Source organism: Kribbella swartbergensis (genome assembly GCF_054784135.1).
In genome coordinates, this window is record NZ_BAAGPM010000026.1 from 262,183 (window position 1) to 281,232 (window position 19,050).

Here is a 19,050-nt window from a genome sequence, read left to right on the forward strand (position 1 = left end):
GCCACAAGCGTCACCGCACCACAAGGGTTCAGGCCAGTTCGTACCGGCGAAGCAGGTCGACCAGCGCCCCCACACCGGATGACAGGTCGTACACCTCCGCATGCAGTCCGACGCTCGCGGCACCCGCAACGTTGCTTTCGTTGTCGTCGATGAACAGCACCGACGACGCAGGGAGCCCCAAGGCACTGAGGATGGCCCGGAAGTACGCCGGATCCGGTTTGGCCAGCCCGAGATCGCAGGAGTAGAAGGTCTGGTCGAACCACTCGCCGTACCCGCGTTCGTCCTGCATGATCGCCCGCCGGTACGCCTGCTGGTTGGTGGCGAGATGACAGCCGACGCCGTCGGCCCGCAGGCGCGCGATCAGCGAGACCACCTCCGGCTCCGCGGCGAACCAGTGCCATGGCTCCAGTGCCTCCTCCAGTGACACCGGTGAGTTCCAGCGAACCAGGACGTCGGCCACCGCGTCCCGGAAGTCGCCCTTGCCGACCAGGCTCGGCTTCTCGGCCTCCATCAGGTCGGCGACGAACGACGGACCGTCGCCGGCCGGGACGAACGACGTCAGCCGGGACCACCAGTCGATGGTCGGGCGCTGGATGACGCCGTCGGCGTCGAAGAGTACGGCGGAGATCATGCGGCCCATCCTGTCAGGCGGTGCCGAGGCCGGGACCGGACAGAGAGAACGTCGGCCCCTTGACCGGTTCAGTCGGTATGCGCTTACCTAATGGCCACTAAACATATCTGGACACCTTCCGGCGAAATCCAACAGAAAGCGCCAGGTGAGGCGTATGACAGTGAGCAGAAGGAAGTTCCTCGCGCTCGGGGCGGGCGCCGCCGCGGCCGCGAGCGGGCTGACCGGATGCGGATCCCGCAGTTCGCTGGGCGCGTCGAACGAGCTCAGCATGTGGACCTGGGTCGGTTCGGTGAACGACGACCTGATCGGGCAGGCGGAGAAGGCGATCCCCGGGTACGACGACATGCGTCTGGCGATGACCCGGATCGGCACCAACTACAAGACCAAGGTGCTCACCGCGCTGGCCGGCAAGTCGCTGGTCCCGGACATCGTGGCGATCAACGACGACGTGGCGACGTACTTCCCGAACGCCGACCAGTTCGTCGATCTCAACGAGCTCGGCGCCAAGGAGCACGAGAGGGACTTCCTCGCCTGGAAGTGGAAGCTCGGGATCACGCCCGAAGGCAAGATGATGGCGTATCCGATGGACACCGGCCCCACGGCGCTGTTCTACCGCACGGACATGCTCCAGAAGGCCGGTATCGACATCGATCCGGCCGCCGTCGCCGAGTTGGCGCCGACCTGGGACGCCTACATCGAGCTCGGAAAGAAGCTGAAGGCGGCCGTGCCCGGCTCGGCCATCACCGACAACATCACCGGTGTCTACAGCTACGCGCTGGCCCAGCAGTCGAAGCGCTATATGACCGAGGACGGCCAGTACATCGGCGACCAGGACCACATCCGCGAGCAGTTCGACCTCGCGATCCGGGTGGTGAAGGAAGGGCTGTCCGCGAACGCGCAGTCCGGTACGACGGACGCCAACGCCGTCGTCACCAACGGCAAGCTCGTCGCCTACAACGCGGCCGTCTGGTGGGCTCAGCTCGGGCCGAAGAACGCCGCGCCGAAGACCAAGGGACTCTGGCGGGTCACGACCCCACCCGGCGGCGCCGGCAACCGTGGCGGTTCCTTCCTGGCCATCACGAAGTACTGCAAGAACCCCGAGGCCGCGTTCGCGTTCATCAGCTGGCTGGAGTCGGCGAAGAACCAGGCGCAGGCATTCCTCGATCCGGTGCTGTTCCCGTCCACGCCGGCCAGTTACACCGACGAGCGGATGACGGCACCGGACCCGTTCTTCGGCGGTCAGCGGATCGTCGACGTGTTCGCCGCGTCGGCCAAGAAGTACCCGGGCGCCTACTTCAGCCCGTACGACTCGATCATCGGCGCACCGATCTCCGCCGAGCTGGTCAACGTCGAGGTCGCCGGCAAGTCGCCCGACCAGGCGTGGGCTGACGCGCAGCGGCAGATCGAACGCGAACTCACCCGAGCGGGGGCGATCTGACATGGCAGTGACCAGCAAGACACTCCCGGCCGCGATCAGCACCACCAAGGATCCCGGATCGAAACCGCCGGGCAGGTACCGGCAGGCGCTGCCGCAGTACGCCGCGATCTCGCCGTTCTTCATCCTGTTTGCCGTCTTCGGCGCCTTCCCGGTGCTGTTCTCGATCTGGATCTCGTTCCACTCCTGGGACGGCATCGGGGAGATGACGTGGGTCGGGCTGGAGCAGTACAGCTACCTGCTCGGCGACCCGAAGTTCTGGCAGTCGATCGGGAACACGCTGATCATCTGGGTGCTGTCCACCGTCCCGATGCTGCTGCTGGCCCTGGTGATCGCCAACGCGCTGCACAACGCCACCCGGTTCCGCAGCTTCTACCGGATCGCGTACTTCATCCCGAACGTCACCTCGGTGGTCGCCGTCACGATGGTGTTCGGCTCGATCTTCAGCAACAACTTCGGCCTGCTGAACGCGTTCCTGCAGTCCGTCGGGCTGACCAAGATCGAATGGCTCACCCAGCCGTGGGGCATCAAGATCGCGATCGCCACCATCGTCACCTGGCGCTGGGTCGGCTACAACGCGATCATCTTCCTGGCCGGCCTGCAGGCGATCTCCAGCGACGTCTACGAGGCCGCCAAGGTCGACGGCGCCTCGTCCCGGCAGACGTTCTGGCGGATCACCGTGCCACTGCTGCGCCCGGTCATCCTGTTCACCGCGGTCACCTCGACCATCGGCGGCCTGCAGATCTTCACCGAGTCCCAGGTCCTGGTCGGCGACACCGGCGGCCCGGGTGCCGCCGGGACGACGATCGTGTCGTACCTGTACGAGAGCGCGTTCCTGGACAACCAGTTCGGGTACGGCGCCGCGATCGGCTGGGCCCTGTTCATCCTGATCGTGCTGTTCAGCATCATCAACTGGAGACTGATCGGCGGCGGCGGGGACGAGCGGATCGCCCGCCGGGCCGCCCGCCGCGCCGCAAAGGAGACCGCCGATGCACGCTGACCGGGCCCGTAACGTGATCAGCCACGTCGTGCTGATGTTCGGCGTGGTGGTGTCGATCTTCCCGTTCTACTGGATGGTGGTGATGGCCTCCAACACCACCTCCGACATCTTCAGCTACCCGCCCAAACTCGTGATCGGCTCGCACCTGTTCGAGAACATGGGCAAGGTGCTCGACAACATCGACTTCTTCGGCTCGATGCTGATCACCCTGATCGTCTCGCTCGCCGTCACCGTGCTGGTGCTGTTCTTCGACTCGCTGGCCGCCTTCGCGTTCGCGAAGTACGAGTTCCCCGGCCGGGACTGGCTCTTCGGGTTGCTGCTGGCAACGTTCATGATCCCGGCCCAGCTGTCCCTGGTGCCGCAGTTCGTGACGCTGGCCGAACTCGGCTGGATCGGGTCGCTGAAGGCGCTCATCATCCCCGGCGCGGCCAACGCGTTCGGCATCTTCTGGATGCGCCAGTACGCCCGCGGCGCCATCCCCGACGAACTCATCTCCGCCGCCAAGGTGGACGGCGCCGGGTTCTTCCGCCAGTACCTCACCGTCGGTCTGCCGGTGCTCCGCCCCGGCTTGGCCTTCCTGGGTATCTTCACCTTCATCAACGTCTGGAACGACTACCTCTGGCCGTTGATCGTGATGACGGACCCGAACCGGCTCCCGCTCCAGGTCGCCCTGCAACAACTGAACGGCATCTACGGCACCGACTACTCGATGGTGATGGCGGGTGCTTTGATGAGTGTCATCCCGCTGATCGGCGTCTTCATCATCGGCGGACGCCACTTCATCGCCGACATCGCCGCCGGCGCCATGAAGTTCTGACCCATACCGACAATCGAACGGGACACCCTTGACTGCGCCTGAAACCAAAGTCCGCTGGGGAATCATCGGCACCGGGAACATCGCGTCCCGGTTCGCCAGCCAGGTGCCGGCGTCGGCGACCGGTGAGGTCGTCGCCGTCGGCAGCCGGTCGATCGACTCGGCAGGAGCCTTCGCCGACAAGTGGGACATCGCCAACCGGTACGGGTCGTACGACGACCTGCTCGCCGACGACAGCGTGGACGCGGTGTATATCGCCACCCCGCACCCGATGCACGTCGAGTGGGCGATCAAGACCGCCGAGGCCGGCAAACACGTGCTGTGCGAGAAACCACTCGCGATCAACCGGGCCTGGGCCGAGGTGATGATCGAGGCCGCGGTCGCCAACGACGTCTTCCTGATGGAGGCGTACATGTACCGCTGCCTGCCGCAGACCAAGCTGATCGCCCAGCTGGTCCGCGACGGCGAGCTCGGCGCCGTGCACCAGATCCAGGCCTCGTTCGCGTTCAACTCGTCGTTCCGGCCGGAGAGCCGGATCTTCGCCGACGAGCTGGCCGGCGGCGGCATCCTCGACGTCGGCGGCTACCCGGTGTCGATGGCACGGCTGATCGCCGGCGCCGCGACCGGGCAGCCGTTCGCCGACCCGGCCGCGGTGACCGCCGTCGGTCACGTCGGCGAGACCGGTGCCGACGAATGGTCGGTCGCCACGCTGTTCTTCGACGGCGGCGTCACCGCCCAGGTCAGCACCGGCGTACGGCTCAGCGACGACAACCAGGTCCGCATCCTCGGCAGCGAGGGCTACCTCGTCGTCGAGGACCCGTGGTTCGGCGGCGACGGGAAGCCGACCCACGTCACCCTGCACAAGGTGGGGGAGGAGCCGCGCGACATCGCCGCCGAACCCGCCCTCATCTATGCCGCCGAGGCCGACGCGGTGGCGGCCGCGATCGAGCAGCGGCAGGCGCCCGAGATGAGCTGGGCCGACACGCTCGGCAACCTGACCGTCCAGGACGCCTGGCGCAAGGCGATCGGGCAGCAGTACGCCGGTGAGCGCGACGACGCGATCATCCCGACCGCGACCGGCCGGCCGCTGGCACGCAAAGCGAACGCACCGATGAAGTACGGCCGCGTCCCGGGGCTGGACAAGGACGTGTCCAGGCTCGTCATGGGCGTGGACAACCAGGAGACGCTGACGCACGCGGCGGCGATCTTCGACGATTTCGTCGAGCGCGGCGGTACGACGTTCGACACCGCCTACATCTACGGCGGCGGCCGCGGCGAGAAGCTGCTCGGGCAGTGGATGAAGTCGCGCGGCAACCGCGACGAGGTCGTTGTCATCGGCAAGGGAGCGCACACCCCGCACTGCGACCCCGAGTCGATCACCCGGCAGCTGCACGAGAGCCTCGAGCGGCTCCAGACCGACCACGTCGACCTCTACCTGATGCACCGCGACAACGAGGACATCCCGGTCGGCGAGTTCGTCGACGTCCTGGACGAGCACTTCAAGGCCGGCCGGATCAAGGCGTACGGCGGCTCCAACTGGTCGACCAGCCGCTTCGACGAGGCCAACGCGTACGCCGAGGCGAACGGCAAACAGCCGTTCACGCTGCTGAGCAACCACCTCAGCCTCGCCCGGGCGTACGACGTACCGTGGAAGGGCTGCCGGCACGTCGCCGACGACGAGTCGCAGGCGTGGTTGCGGGAACGCCAGGTCGCACTGTTCCCGTGGTCGAGCCAGGCCCGCGGGTTCTTCACCGGGCGCGCCAAGCCGGAGGACCGCTCGGACGAGGAACTGGTCCGCTGCTTCTACTCCGACGAGAACTTCCGCCGCCTCGACCGGGCCCGCGAACTCGCCGCTGCCAAGGGGGTCGAACCGACCGCGATCGCACTGGCCTGGCTGCTGCACCAGCCGTACCCGGTGTTCCCGCTGATCGGCCCGCGCCACATCAGCGAGACGCGGACCTCGATGCCCGGCCTGTCGGTCGAGCTCACCCCCGAGGAAGTGGCCTGGCTCACAGCCTGAACCGAGCCCGGGCCGAGCCTGAAACCAGGACTCACCCGAATTGGTCGTGCGGTGGCGCCCATGTAACATGGTCTGTCGGTGTCACGACCCTGAACACGGAGAATCATGTCTAAGAAGTGCGATGTCTGCGGCAAGCAGCCGACGTTCGGCAACAACGTTGCCCGCCTGGGTAAGGGCGCGATGATCCGCCGGGTCAAGGCTCGCACGCCGCGGCGGTTCAACCCCAACATCCAGCCGGTCCGGGCGCTCATCAAGGGCACCCCGACCCGCCTGAAGGTCTGCACGTCCTGCATCAAGGCCGGCAAGGTCCAGCGCGTCGTCGGCTGACCTCGAGCTTTCCTCCGTGTAGGGCCAATAGTGCGCTGAACAGGCGCCCGGGATCCCCCCGGGCGCCTCTTCGCGTCTGCTCACAGTTCCGACCACAATGCCGACTCGGAGCTTCGGCTCGGAGCTTCGACTCGGGGCTTCGAGTCAGAGCTTTCGGGCGACCACGGTGATCTCGTTGCGGTTGTGATGCAGTTGCCGGGCGTGCAGTACGGCGTACTCCTGCCGCAGCACGTCCATCCCACGCCGCGCCCCGTCGAGCGGGTTCCTCCCGCCGCCCTTCAACGTGACGACCGCCAGCCCGCCGCGGCGCAGGTGTGACGCCGCGTCGACCATCATCCGGGCGCTCATCACCTGGTCCATCCGCATGTCGTTCACCACCACGTCGAACCGGACCCGGTTCTCGGCGAAGAACCGCCCCGCCGTCGTCGCCGCGTGGTGAATCCTCCGGTCGCCGCGCAACCGGGCGTCCAGGGCACCGGGATCCACCGACCAGACCTCCTGACCGTGCAGGCGCAGGATCCGCGTCCATCCGCCCGGAGAGGCGCCCAGGTCCAGCGCCTTCCCGCCGGCCGGCAACTCCAGCCCGAAGGTCGCGATCGCCTCCTCCAGCTTGAACTCGGACCGCGACACCCGATCGTCCGAGCGAGCCAACCGCATCCGCCCACCCGGCCAGTCCGACAGGCTGTATTCGCGCCTGTTGAGGCCGAGGAGGACAGCGCGGCGGCCGGCGAAGCACGAGACGACGACGTCCTGGCCGGACCGCGTCACGGTCACTCCACGCTCGGTGAGGGCCTGCTGGATCCGGTGGTAGTACGAGCCGCCGGTGCCGGCTCCGTCGGTCCAGGCCTGGACCGCGAGCGCCTTCGGGTACTCAGGCAGCTCACCGAGCACCACGTCGGCGAGCTCGTAGTCGGGCGGCAGCTCCTCGAAGCTCGCGATCTCCCTGGTCAGGTGCCGGACGAAGACGATCCGCCCGGCGCCGCACGCCGCGGCAAGCTCCTCGACCGACGGCCCGGCGACACGCCCGAGGTCGCCGCTGACCCGCTCGATCCGAACCTCCCGGCCGAACTCGCCGCGGATCTCCCGCGCCGCCCACTCATAACTGTCGGCAGCGACCGAGAACAGGATCGGGGAGAGCACAGCACATGTTATGCGGACGGGTTAGCCTTCCGGGCGTGGAGGAACTGACCGTCGAGGTGTTGCGGGCGTGGGCTCGGACCGCACTGGCCGAGCTCGGCCGGGCGCGGACCGAGATCGACGAGCTGAACGTGTACCCGGTGCCCGACGGCGACACCGGGACGAACCTCTACCTGACCTGGGAGGCCGCCTGCGACGCTTTGCCCGACGGTGACCTGACCTTCGCCGAGGCGGTCCAGGCGTTCGGCCGCGGCGCCCTGCTCGGCGCCCGCGGCAACTCCGGCGTCATCACGTCCCAACTCGTCCGCGCCTGCGGTCTCCGCCTCGCCGAGAACCTCCCGCGTCACCAGGACGCCGAGGCCGCCGCCGTACTGGCCGATCCCAGGATGAGCGAGCCGGTCGCCTTCGCGGACGCGCTCCGGTACGCCGCCGACGCCGCGTACGGCGCGGTCGCACAGCCTGTCGAGGGCACCATGCTGACCGTCGCCCGAGCCGCCGCCACCGGGGCGATGACGGCCGCGAACGACGGGAAGAGCCTGGCCGACGTCTGCCTGGCCGCGGTCGCCTCCGCGCGGCAGGCGCTCACCAAGACGACCGAGCAACTGGAGGTACTGCGGCGTGCGGGCGTCGTGGACGCCGGGGGAGCGGGCCTGGTCGTCATCCTCGGCGCGATGGAGTCGGTGCTGACCGGTCGGCACGTGCGGGTCGACGTACCGGCCCGGGTGCAGCCGCAGGGGGAGAGCGCCGAGAGTCAGGAGGGACCGGCGTACGAGGTGATGTACCTGCTGGACGCGCCGGACGACAAGATCGGCGACTTCCGGCAGACCCTGGCCGGACTGGGCGACTCGGTCGTGGTCGTCGGCGGCGACGGGCTGTGGAACGTGCACGTCCACACCGACGACGTGGGCGCGGCGATCGAGCAGGGCATCGACATCGGCCGACCGCACCGGATCCGGGTCACCCACTTCGACGATGTCGCCCACCACCACGAGCCGGTCCCGGGCCGCGCGGTGATCGCGGTCGTCGCCGGCGACGGCCTGGCGGACCTGTTCACCCAGGCTGGGGCGCAGGTGATCCGCGGCGGTCCCGGAAGGCGGTGCTCCACCGGTGAGCTGCTCGAGGCGATCGAGAAGTCGAAGGCGCCCGAGATCGTGCTGCTGCCGAACGACAAGGACTCGATCGCGGTCGCCGAGGCCGCCGCGACCGCGGCCCGCCAGGACGGCATCCGGGTCGCGGTGATCCCGACCCGCGCACAGGTCCAGGGGCTGGCCGCGATCGCCGTCCACGATCCCGAACGCAGCTTCGACGACGACGTCGTTCACCTGTCCGCCGCCGCCGGTCAGACCCGCCACGGCGCGGTGACGATCGCGGTCAAGGACGCCTGGACGATGGCCGGGAGGTGCCGCGTCGGCGACGCGCTGGGCGTGGTGGACGGCGACTTCGCGCTGATCACCGAGGACCTCGAGGCCGCTGCCATCGGTGTCGTCGACCGGCTGCTCGGCGGCGGTGGCGAGCTGCTCACGATCGTCACCGGGCGGGACGCGGACCCCGGTCTGGTCCAGGCGGTCGAGCGGCACGTACGGCGGAATCGCAAAGATGTCGATGTCGTGGTGTACGACGGAGGACAGGACAGGTACCCGCTGCTGATCGGGGTCGAATGAAGACTGATCTGGACCGCAAGCTCCGCGACTTCCTCGGTGCCCGGACGGCCAAGACCTTCTCGGACGTGCTCGGGATCGAGACCGTCGGCGAACTGCTGCGCCACTACCCGCGCCGCTACCTGAAGAAGGGTGAGCTGACGCCGTTCGACGAGCTCGAGGTCGGCGACCAGGCCACCGTGAACGGCCGGGTCAAGAAGGTCACCGTCCGGTCGCTGGACACCAAGGCCGAGATCCCGCTCACCGACGTCCAGAAGTGGGCCCGGCGCCGGACCCTGACCAAGGTGGTCGTCACCGACGGCCGGCGCGACCTGGAGCTGGCCTTCTTCAACCAGCCCTGGCTGGCGACCAAGCTGCAGCCGGGCACCGCCGCCCTGTTCTGGGGCGAGGTGACGATGTTCCGCGACACCATGCAGCTGAAGAGCCCCGGCACCGAGATCCTCGACACCGACGACCTGTCCGAGGCCGAGATCGAACGCCGGGCCAGGCCGTTCCGGCCGCTCTACCCCGCCAGCGCCAAGTTGCCCACCGCAACGATCGAGCGGAGCATCAAGATCGTCCTGGACAGCCTGGACGAGAACCTGGACGACCCGATCCCCGAGCTGATCCTGCGCCAGGAGAGGCTCCTCGGGCTGCCGGAGGCCCTGCGGAAGGTGCACCTGCCGGACACCGAGAAGGACATCCGCGACGCACAGCACCGGTTCCGGTTCGAGGAAGCGCTGGTGATGCAGACGATCCTCGCCCAGCGCCGCGCCGTCACCGACGCGCTCAAGGCGGTGCCGCGGCCGCGGACCGAGGGCGGTCTGCTGGACGAGTTCGACCGGCGGCTGCCGTTCAAGCTCACCGAGGGCCAGGCGGAGGTGTGCGAGGAGATCTTCGCCGACCTGGCCCGCCCGCATCCCATGCACCGGTTGCTCCAGGGCGAGGTCGGCTCCGGCAAGACCGTGGTCGCGCTGCGGGCGATGCTGTCGGTCGTGGACGCCGGGGGCCAGGCCGTCCTGCTGGCTCCGACCGAGGTGCTCGCGACCCAGCACCACAAGACGCTCACCAAGATGCTCGGCGACCTGGCCGAGGCGGGCATGCTGGGCGGCGCCGAGCGGGCGACGCGGGTCGGCCTGCTCACCGGGTCGCTCGGGGCGGCAGCCCGCCGTACGGCGATGCTCGACGCGGCCGGCGGGGCTGCCGGGATCGTGGTCGGCACGCACGCGCTGCTCGAGGACAAGGTGCAGTTCGCGGACCTCGGACTCGTGGTCGTCGACGAGCAGCACCGGTTCGGGGTCGAACAGCGGGCCGCGCTGAGCCAGAAGTCGGGGGAGAACACCCCCCACGTGCTGGTGATGACCGCGACCCCGATCCCGCGGACCGTGGCGATGACCGTGTTCGGCGACCTGGCGGTGTCGACGCTCACCGAGTTGCCCGCCGGACGCTCACCGATCCAGTCGTCCGTGGTCCCGGCCAAGGAGAAGCCGGACTGGCTGCAGCGGGCCTGGCAGCGGGTCCGGGAGGAGGTCGGCAAGGGGCACCAGGCGTACGTCGTCTGTCCGCGGATCGGCGACGAGGTCAAGAACGCCGCCGACGAGGAGGGCGAGTTCGTCGGCGGCGAGCCCGAGGAAGCTGCGAACGCTGCCCAGGATCGGGCACAGAAGCAGGCCCGGCCGCCGATCTCGGTGATGCAGGTGTCCGAGGCGCTGGCCGAGATCCTGCACGACCTGCGGGTCGAGGTCCTGCACGGCCGGCTGCCGGCCGAGGAGAAGGACGCGGTCATGTCGCGGTTCGCGGCCGGCGAGGTCGACGTGCTGATCGCGACCACGGTCATCGAGGTCGGCGTCGACGTACCGAACGCGTCGACGATGGTGATCATGGACGCCGACCGGTTCGGCATCTCCCAGTTGCACCAGTTGCGCGGACGGGTCGGCCGGGGCAAGGTGCCCGGGTTGTGCCTGCTGGTCACGGATCTGTGGCCGGGGTCCAAGTCGTACGCGCGGCTGGACGCGGTCGCGTCGACCACGGACGGGTTCGAGCTGTCCCGGATCGACCTGGAGACGCGGCGCGAGGGTGACGTGCTGGGCGTGGCGCAGTCGGGCAAGCGAAGCAGCCTCAAGCTGCTCAGCGTGCTGCGGGACGAGGACGTCATCTTCGCTGCGCGGCACGTGGCGAACTCGATCGTCTCCGTCGACCCGGACCTGGCCGAGTACCCGGCGCTGCGGTCGTTCGTGCGGACCGCTCTGGAGTCCGAGACCACGGAATACCTGGAGAAGACGTGACGGTATTCGATCACCGGGAGGTCCCGTGACCAGGATCGTCGGGGGAGCGGCCGGTGGGCGGCGGATCGCCGTACCGCCGGGGACCGGGACCAGGCCGACCGCGGACCGGGTCCGGGAGGCGCTGTTCTCGTCCCTGGAGTCGGAGTTCGGCAGCTTCGACGGGCTCGCCGTGCTGGACCTGTACGCCGGGTCCGGGGCGATCGGGCTCGAGGCGCTGTCCCGGGGCGCCGCGCGGGTCGTGCTGGTCGAGTCGGATCGGCGGGCCGCCGACGTGATCGCTGCGAACGTCCGGACGGTCGGGCTGCCGGGTGCGACCTTGCTCACCCGGCCGGTGGAGAAGCTGGTCACCGGCGCGAGCCCGGCGGTCTTCGACCTGGTGTACGCGGACCCGCCGTACAAGCTGGAGACCGCCGAGCTGCAGGAGATCCTGGTCGCGCTGGCCGCCAATGGATGGCTGGCAGGCGACGCGGTCGTGGTGGTCGAGCGGGGGAAGCGGGAGCCGTGGGAGTGGCCGGACGGGTTCGCTGCGCTGCGGGAGCGCAAGTACGGCGAGGCCCGGCTTTGGTACGGTCACCGCCATGAGCACGGCATGGCCGGCGGGGTGGCGGAATGAGTAAGGCCGTCTTTCCCGGCACCTTCGATCCGCCCACGAACGGGCACCTCGACATCATCGCGCGGGCGTCGGCCGCCTTCGACGAGGTGATCGTCGCGGCCGGGGTGAACCAGTCCAAGCAGCGGCTGTTCGACGTGGCCGAGCGGATCGAGATGCTGACCGAGATCGCCGCGCCGTACCCGAACGTCCGGATCGGCACCTTCGAGGGCCTGCTGGTCGACTACTGCCGGGCCGAGGGCGCCGGCGTCATCGTCAAGGGGCTGCGCTCGGCCGCGGACTACGACTACGAACTGCAGATGGCCCAGCTCAACCACGCGATGACCGGGGTGGACACGATGTTCCTGCCGACCCGGTCCGAGAACGCGTTCATCTCCTCCAGCTGGGTCAAGGAGATCGCGAAACTGGGCGGCGACGTCGCTTCCTTCGTGCCGCCGTCCGTTCACGCACGGTTACAGAAGGTGCTCTAGGATCGCCCCGAATTGGGCGTCAGGCCGCGGAGTTGGTAGTCTTGACCACCGGTCTCGACGAGACCGAGTTCCTGCCTGCCCACGCCTGAAAGGGATGTCCTGAGCGTCTTGGACCCGCGGTCCCCACTCGTGATCGATACGCACGAGCTGACACGCCGCGCCGGGTCCCAGCGCGAAGTCACCTTCACGGCACCGGCGCCGGCGGATCTCGGTATCGGCGTGATCGGCGTCCCCGAGGGCGAGCCGATCCAGTTCGATCTACGGCTGGAGTCGGTCGTCGAAGGGGTCCTCGTCACCGGTACGGCCCGCGGCCGTCTGGCCGGGGAGTGCGCACGGTGCCTGGTCGACATCGAGGACGAGTTCCTCGCTGACGTCCAGGAGCTGTACGTCTACCCGGAAAGCGATGCCGAACCGGACGAGGCCAGCCGGATGGAGGGCGATCTGATCGACCTCGAGCCGGTGCTGAGGGACCAGGTGGTGCTCGCGCTGCCGTTCCAGCCGCTGTGTACGGACGACTGTCCGGGTCTGTGCCCCGACTGCGGGGTACGCCTGGCGGACGAGCCCGGCCATCAGCACCAGGAGCGGACCGACCCGCGCTGGGCCGCACTCGGCGGCCTGCTGAAGCAGGACGAACGACCGCACGACAACTAGATACCGAAAACACGTCAGCCAGCCGGCCGGGTCCACCAGCCCCCGGCCGAACCGAGGAGTCATAACCGTGGCCGTTCCGAAGCGGAAGATGTCGCGCAGCAACACCCGCAGCCGCCGGGCCCAGTGGAAGACCACTGCCCCGTCGCTGGTCACCTGCGTGAACCCCGCCTGCCGCGCGAAGCACCTGCAGCACACCGTTTGCCCCACCTGCGGCCAGTACGGCGCCAAGGGCGAGCGTCGCCAGGTCGTCGAGAGCTAAACGGCACCAGTCAGTGAATTCGGTCAACGAAACGGGGCTCTACGCCGAGCTGAACCAGCGGCTCGGCGTATCGCTGGCTGACGAACTACTGGAGCACGCCTTCACCCACCGCTCGTACGCGTACGAGAACGGCGGGTTGCCGACGAACGAGCGACTGGAGTTCCTCGGGGACTCCGTGCTCGGCGTCATCGTCACGGAGTCGCTGTTCCGCAACCACCCGGACCTGTCCGAGGGCCGGCTGGCCAAGTTACGCGCCGCCGTGGTCAACATGCGCGCGCTGGCCGGGGTCGCGCGGGAGCTCAAGCTGGGCAAGTACCTGCGGCTCGGCCGGGGCGAGGAAGCGACCGGCGGGCGGGACAAGTCGTCCATCCTGGCCGACTGCGTGGAGGCGCTGATCGGTGCCGTCTACCTGGACCGCGGTTTCGAGACCGCGGGCCAGGTCGTGCACAAACTGTTCGACGACCTGATGGAGTCCTCGGCCCGGCTCGGCGCCGGCCTGGACTGGAAGACCTCGCTGCAGGAGCTGGTCGCCCAGCTCGGCGTCGGGGTGCCCGAGTACGTGATCGCCGAGTCCGGCCCGGACCACGCCAAGACCTTCGAGGCGCGGGTCCGGATCGGCGCGGACACCTACGGCCACGGCATCGGGCGGAGCAAGAAGGAAGCCGAGCAGCAGGCCGCGGAGACCGCCTGGAAGGCGCTGCGCGCCGCACATCCCGACAGCACGGACCCCTCGCAGTCCTGAGGTGCCCGAGCTTCCGGAGGTCGAGGTCGTACGCCGCGGGCTGGCGCAGTTCACCACCGGGCGGACGATCGACGCCGTCGAGGTCCTGCATCCCCGCCCGGTACGGCGGCACGCCGCCGGGCCGGACGACTTCGTGGCCCGGCTCAAGGGCCAGGTGTTCGCCGAACCGGCCCGGCGCGGGAAGTACCTCTGGCTGCCGCTGGAGTCCGGCGACGCGGTGCTGACCCATCTCGGCATGAGCGGGCAGTTCCGGGTCCAGCCGGTCGGCGCCCCGGACGAGCCGCATCTGCGGGTCCGGTTCCGGTTCGCCGACGACGGCGGAGAGGTCCGGTTTGTGGACCAGCGGATGTTCGGTGGTCTGTCCTACTCCGAGGGCGGTGCGGGGCTGCCGGCGGAGATCGCTCACATCGCCCGCGACCCGTTCGATCCTCTGTTCGATCCGGACGCCGTGGTGGCCGCCGTACGGCGCCGCAGGACCGGTCTGAAACGCGCTCTGCTGGACCAGACCGTGGTCAGCGGGATCGGCAACATCTACGCCGACGAAGCGTTGTGGCGGGCCAAGCTGCACTACGCCCGGGCGACCGAGACGCTGAAACCCTTGCAGGCAAGGGAGATTCTGCGGCACGCGCACGAGGTGATGGCCGAGGCGCTGGACGTCGGCGGCACCAGTTTCGACGCCTTGTACGTCAACGTGAACGGGGAGTCCGGGTACTTCGAACGGGGCCTGAACGTCTATGGACAAGAGGGTTCGCCGTGCCCGCGGGACGGCCGGCCGATCCGTCGCGAGCCGTTCATGAACCGTTCGTCGTACCGGTGTCCGAGATGTCAGCCGGTCCCTCGCCACGTCCGGTGGTGAGAGAGGTATCGTTAAAGAGTGAGGACCCAGGTTGACCACTGGGCCCGCCGGTGTCACCCTGAAAGACGGCACACATTGTTTGTTCAGGCGCTCCGGGGACCAGGAGCGCTCACAGGCCAGAACCCTTCCGGAGGACAGCACAATGGCCAAGGCTCTTCTAGGGCACCTTGGAGGCACTGACCCGCGCATGCTCGAGCAGGTTCGTCTGCTCAACCGGCGTGTCGCCGATCTGGAGGCGCACGTGATGCGTCTGCAGGCAGAGAACGACCACCTCGTCGCACAGGTCCACGAGGGCCGGCTGCTCACCGTCGACGAGGCGCTGCGCGCCCCTGCTTCGGTCTGAGGACCCGAGCCGCAGACACAGAGTTCATCTCTACCGTCCGCACCAACCACGGCGGTGGCCCCCGTCCGGGCCTCCGCCGCCTTTTTTGCCCATTGTGATCGGTCGGCCTCCACCGGTTCGCGTCGTCGAGTTTGTAAACTGCGAAGCGGAACTACTTCCCCCGGGTAGCGGCAGCGTCACGAGCAGTTACGACGGTTCCTTCGGTATCGTCTGTCCTTTCACGGGTTGGAGAGCTTCGCTTTGTACCTGAAGAGCATGACGCTCCGAGGCTTCAAGTCGTTCGCGTCGGCCACGACGATGAACTTCGAACCGGGCATCACCTGCATCGTCGGCCCGAACGGCTCCGGCAAGTCCAACGTCGTCGACGCCCTCGCCTGGGTGATGGGCGAGCAGGGTGCCAAGTCGCTGCGCGGCGGCAAGATGGAGGACGTCATCTTCGCCGGCACCTCCGGCCGGGCCCCGCTGGGCCGGGCCGAGGTGGTGCTGACCATCGACAACACCGACGGCGCGCTGCCGATCGAGTACGCCGAGGTGACGATCTCGCGGACCATGTTCCGCAACGGCGGGTCCGACTACCAGATCAACGGCCAGAACTGCCGGCTGCTCGACGTCCAGGAACTGCTCAGCGACTCCGGTATCGGCCGTGAGATGCACGTCATCGTCGGCCAGGGCCAGCTCGACTCGATCCTGCGCGCCACCCCGGAGGGCCGGCGCGGCTTCGTCGAGGAGGCGGCCGGTGTCCTGAAGCACCGCAAGCGCAAGGAAAAGGCGCTCCGGAAGCTCGAGGCCACCGAAGGCAACCTGCACCGGCTCGGGGACCTGATCACCGAGATCCGGCGTCAGCTCAAACCGCTCGGGCGCCAGGCGGAGGTGGCGCGCCGGGCGGTGACGATCCAGGCGGAGGTCCGCGACGGCCGGGCCCGGCTGCTCGCCGACGACATCGTCCAGGCCCAGTCCGCGCTGGAGGCAGAGCTCAAGGACGAGGCCATGCTGAACCAGCGCCGGGCCGAGACCGAGGCCAAGCTGCGCGAGGCCCGCGAGTTCGAGGCCGAGCTGGAGGACGCGCTGCGCGAGGATGCGCCGGCCCTGCAGGCGGCCCAGGACACCTGGTACCAGCTGTCCGGCTTCAGCGAGAAGATCAAAAGCACGGCGCGGATCGCCGCCGACCGGATCCGCTCGCTGAACGACGAGGCCGAAGAGCCGAGGCCCGGACGTGACCCGGAGGAGCTCGAGCTGGAGGCGGCCCGGGTCCGGGAGACCGAGGCCCAGATCGAGGCCGAGGTCGAGGCACACTCCGAGCTGCTCGCCGAGGCCGTCGAGCGCCGCCAGCACGTGGAGGCCCAGGAAGCCGAGGAGGAGCGCCGGGTCGCCGCGCTGATCCGCGCCGCCGCGGACCGCCGCGAAGGCCTGGCCCGGTTGACCGGTCAGGTGAACGCGCTGAAGAGCCGCGCGGCCGCCGCCGAGTCGGAGATCGGCCGGCTCACCACCAACATGCGCGAGGCCGAGGCACGGGCCGCCAAGGCCCAGCACGACTTCACCGCGCTGGAGACCCAGGTGGCCGGCCTCGACGCCGGCGAACGCGGCTTGGACGAGGAGTACGAGGCGGCCCAGGCCGTACTCGACGAGCTGGACGAGCGTCTGGCCAAGCTGCGTGCCGAGGAGCGTGACGCCGAGCGCGAGCGCACCGGTCTGGCAGCCCGGAAGGAAGCGCTGGAGCTCGGTCTCAACCGCAAGGACGGCGCCGGCGCCCTGCTGGCCGCCTCCGAGCAGGTGAACGGCCTGATGGGCTCGGTGGCCGCGCTCCTGAGCGTGCGGCCCGGCTACGAGACCGCCATCGCGGCTGCGCTCGGTGAGGCCGCTGACGCCGTCGCGGTGACCCACGCCGACGCTGCCCTCGCGGCAGTCGGTCACCTGAAGCAGCACGATCTGGGCCGTGCCGGGATGCTCTTGGGTGACGCCCCGGCCGACGACTACGCGACCTGGCCCCAGCTGCCGTACGGAGCGTCGTACGCCGTTGACGTCGTGGAGTGCCCGCAGAGCCTGCGTCCCGCGTTGCGGCGGCTGCTGCGCAAGGTCGCCGTGGTGGACGACGTACCGGCTGCTCAGTCGCTGGTGCGTCACCTGCCCGACGTCACCTGTGCCACACGTGGCGGTGACGTACTGGGCGCTCACTTCGCGTACGGCGGCTCGGACGCGGCGCCCAGCCTGATCGAGGTGCAGTCCGCGATCGACGAGGCCGCGGAGAAGCTGACCGAGGCGACGGCGCGGAGCGAGCGGCTGCGGTTCGAGCTGGCCGCGCTCGAGGACGAGCGTGCGCGGCAGAAGGAGTCCGTCGAGATCACGCTGGCCCGGCTGCACGAGTCGGACGCGGCGATGGCCGCGGTGGCCGAGCAGTTGGCGCATTTCGGGTCGCTGGCCAAGGCGTCCCGCGGCGAGGCGCAGCGGATGGCCGAGGCGATCGCGGCGGCCGAGGAGGAGCGCGACCGGAACCTGTCCGGCCTGGCCGAGCTGGAGGAGCGCCTCAACGACGCCGAGCAGTTCGACGACGAGGGCGACGAGCCGGACACCACCGAGCGCGACCGCCTGGCCGAGGCGGCCAAGGCGGCGCGGGCCGCCGAGATGGAGGCGCGGCTGGCGCTGCGGACCACCGAGGAGCGGGCACGGGCACTGTCCGGGCGTGCTGACTCGCTGGAGCGCGCGGCGCGACAGGAGCGCGAGGCACGGGCGCGGGCGATCGCACGGGCTGAACGGCGCGCGCGGCAGGCGGAGGCGGCGCAGGCCGTGCACCTGGCGGCCGGCCATGTGCTGGCCCGGCTGGAGTCGTCGCTGCAGCTGGCCGCGGCCGAGCGCGCCGCGATCCAGGCGCAGCGGGCGGACCGGGAGCAGGCGCTGGCGCAGGCCCGGTCGGCGACGCGAAACCTGAGCTCCGAGCTGGAGCAGCTGACGAACACCGTCCACCGCGACGCGCTGGCTCGGGCCGAGCAGAAGATGCGGCTCGAGGCGCTGTACGAGAAGGCGCTCGGCGAGCTCGGTATCGAGGTCGACGCGCTGGTCGCGGAGTACGGCCCGGACCAGCTGGTGCCGCCGCTGCCGAAGGACGGCCAGGAGGACACCCTCGAGCTCGAGGGCGAGCCGTTCGACCGGGCCAAGGTGGAGAAGCGGCTCAAGCAGGCCGAGCGGGCGCTGAACCAGCTCGGGCGGATCAACCCGCTCGCGTTGGAGGAGTTCGAGGCGATGGAGGAGCGGCACCGGTTCCTGTCCGAGCAGCTCGACGACCTGAAGAAGTCCCGGCGCGACCTGATGGACATCGTCAAGGAGGTCGACGACCGGGTCGAGCAGGTCTTCACCGAGGCCTACCGCGACGTCGAGGTCGCCTTCCAGCACGTGTTCAGCCGGCTGTTCCCCGGCGGTGAGGGCCGGCTGGTGCTGACCGACCCCGACGACATGCTTGCCACCGGCATCGATGTCGAGGCGCGCCCGCCGGGCAAGAAGGTGAAGCGGCTGTCACTGCTGTCCGGTGGTGAGCGGTCGCTGGTCGCGGTCGCGTTCCTGGTCGCGCTGTTCAAGGCCCGGCCGTCGCCGTTCTACATCCTCGACGAGGTCGAGGCGGCCCTGGACGACACCAACCTCGGCCGGCTGCTGGAGATCTACGAGGAACTGCGCGAGAACAGCCAGCTCCTCGTCATCACCCACCAGAAACGCACCATGGAGGTCGCCGACGCCCTGTACGGCGTCACCATGCGCGGCGACGGCGTCTCCTCCGTCATCTCCCAACGCATCCGCGAACGCGAATCGGCCTGACCTCACCAGCTGTTGCCGGCTCCCGCCGCCGG

Annotated in this window: 17 protein-coding genes; 15 read left to right on the plus strand and 2 right to left on the minus strand. The window is 69.3% G+C overall.

Annotated features, from left to right (window positions below; all coding sequences use genetic code 11):
* Positions 1 to 28 precede the first annotated feature (28 nt).
* Positions 29 to 631: an HAD family hydrolase gene (locus ACYVOK_RS25345; protein ID WP_460665032.1), complete on the minus strand. Its 603-nt coding sequence runs from the start codon at positions 629 to 631 to the stop codon at positions 29 to 31.
* A gap of 154 nt (positions 632 to 785) precedes the next feature.
* Between ACYVOK_RS25345 and ACYVOK_RS25350 the strand changes: the two genes are divergently transcribed.
* The 5 genes from ACYVOK_RS25350 to rpmB all read left to right on the plus strand — a co-directional run bounded on the left by ACYVOK_RS25350 (position 786) and on the right by rpmB (position 6,227).
* Complete coding sequence (locus ACYVOK_RS25350) at positions 786 to 2,069, plus strand: ABC transporter substrate-binding protein (protein ID WP_460665033.1); 1,284 nt, start codon at positions 786 to 788, stop codon at positions 2,067 to 2,069.
* Position 2,070: 1 nt separating this feature from the next.
* Positions 2,071 to 3,066 (plus strand): carbohydrate ABC transporter permease, encoded by a 996-nt coding sequence (locus tag ACYVOK_RS25355; RefSeq protein ID WP_460665034.1) that lies wholly within the window; start codon positions 2,071 to 2,073, stop codon positions 3,064 to 3,066.
* Complete coding sequence (locus ACYVOK_RS25360; RefSeq protein WP_460665035.1) at positions 3,056 to 3,883, plus strand: carbohydrate ABC transporter permease; 828 nt, start codon at positions 3,056 to 3,058, stop codon at positions 3,881 to 3,883. Before ACYVOK_RS25355 ends, ACYVOK_RS25360 begins: the two co-directional genes overlap by 11 nt.
* 28 nt (positions 3,884 to 3,911) lie before the next feature.
* Positions 3,912 to 5,900, plus strand: a complete 1,989-nt coding sequence (locus tag ACYVOK_RS25365) for an aldo/keto reductase (protein WP_460665036.1) — start codon at positions 3,912 to 3,914, stop codon at positions 5,898 to 5,900.
* 105 nt (positions 5,901 to 6,005) lie between these two features.
* Positions 6,006 to 6,227, plus strand: coding sequence for a 50S ribosomal protein L28 (gene rpmB, locus ACYVOK_RS25370; RefSeq protein WP_131355194.1), 222 nt, complete (start codon positions 6,006 to 6,008; stop codon positions 6,225 to 6,227).
* Positions 6,228 to 6,371: 144 nt separating this feature from the next.
* On the opposite strand, the gene ACYVOK_RS25375 is transcribed toward rpmB, so the two are convergent.
* The gene (locus ACYVOK_RS25375) at positions 6,372 to 7,367 is read right to left on the minus strand and encodes an SAM-dependent methyltransferase (protein WP_460665037.1); all 996 of its coding nucleotides are present in this window, start codon (positions 7,365 to 7,367) and stop codon (positions 6,372 to 6,374) included.
* A gap of 35 nt (positions 7,368 to 7,402) precedes the next feature.
* Here ACYVOK_RS25375 and ACYVOK_RS25380 point away from each other — a divergent pair, with 35 nt between their 5' ends.
* From ACYVOK_RS25380 to smc, 10 genes are all read left to right on the plus strand, one after another.
* Entirely contained in the window at positions 7,403 to 9,025 is a 1,623-nt protein-coding gene (locus ACYVOK_RS25380) for a DAK2 domain-containing protein (RefSeq protein WP_460665038.1), read from the plus strand.
* Positions 9,022 to 11,286, plus strand: coding sequence for an ATP-dependent DNA helicase RecG (recG, locus tag ACYVOK_RS25385; RefSeq protein ID WP_460665039.1), 2,265 nt, complete (start codon positions 9,022 to 9,024; stop codon positions 11,284 to 11,286). Before ACYVOK_RS25380 ends, recG begins: the two co-directional genes overlap by 4 nt.
* 25 nt (positions 11,287 to 11,311) lie before the next feature.
* On the plus strand, positions 11,312 to 11,899 hold the full coding sequence (gene rsmD / locus ACYVOK_RS25390; protein ID WP_460665040.1) for a 16S rRNA (guanine(966)-N(2))-methyltransferase RsmD: 588 nt from the start codon (positions 11,312 to 11,314) through the stop codon (positions 11,897 to 11,899).
* Entirely contained in the window at positions 11,896 to 12,366 is a 471-nt protein-coding gene (coaD, locus tag ACYVOK_RS25395) for a pantetheine-phosphate adenylyltransferase (RefSeq protein WP_460665041.1), read from the plus strand. The genes rsmD and coaD overlap by 4 nt, the downstream gene beginning before the upstream one ends.
* 129 nt (positions 12,367 to 12,495) lie before the next feature.
* Positions 12,496 to 13,017, plus strand: coding sequence for a YceD family protein (locus ACYVOK_RS25400; protein WP_460665042.1), 522 nt, complete (start codon positions 12,496 to 12,498; stop codon positions 13,015 to 13,017).
* A gap of 67 nt (positions 13,018 to 13,084) precedes the next feature.
* Entirely contained in the window at positions 13,085 to 13,276 is a 192-nt protein-coding gene (gene rpmF, locus ACYVOK_RS25405; protein ID WP_077012766.1) for a 50S ribosomal protein L32, read from the plus strand.
* A gap of 13 nt (positions 13,277 to 13,289) precedes the next feature.
* Positions 13,290 to 14,018: a ribonuclease III gene (rnc, locus tag ACYVOK_RS25410; RefSeq protein WP_460665043.1), complete on the plus strand. Its 729-nt coding sequence runs from the start codon at positions 13,290 to 13,292 to the stop codon at positions 14,016 to 14,018.
* A gap of 1 nt (position 14,019) precedes the next feature.
* Positions 14,020 to 14,874 carry a bifunctional DNA-formamidopyrimidine glycosylase/DNA-(apurinic or apyrimidinic site) lyase gene (gene mutM / locus ACYVOK_RS25415; protein ID WP_460665044.1) on the plus strand — a complete coding sequence of 285 codons (855 nt, stop codon included), beginning with the start codon at positions 14,020 to 14,022 and terminating at the stop codon, positions 14,872 to 14,874.
* A gap of 187 nt (positions 14,875 to 15,061) precedes the next feature.
* Complete coding sequence (locus ACYVOK_RS25420; protein ID WP_233712037.1) at positions 15,062 to 15,217, plus strand: hypothetical protein; 156 nt, start codon at positions 15,062 to 15,064, stop codon at positions 15,215 to 15,217.
* 240 nt (positions 15,218 to 15,457) lie between these two features.
* Entirely contained in the window at positions 15,458 to 19,018 is a 3,561-nt protein-coding gene (smc, locus tag ACYVOK_RS25425; protein WP_460665164.1) for a chromosome segregation protein SMC, read from the plus strand.
* Positions 19,019 to 19,050 lie beyond the last annotated feature (32 nt).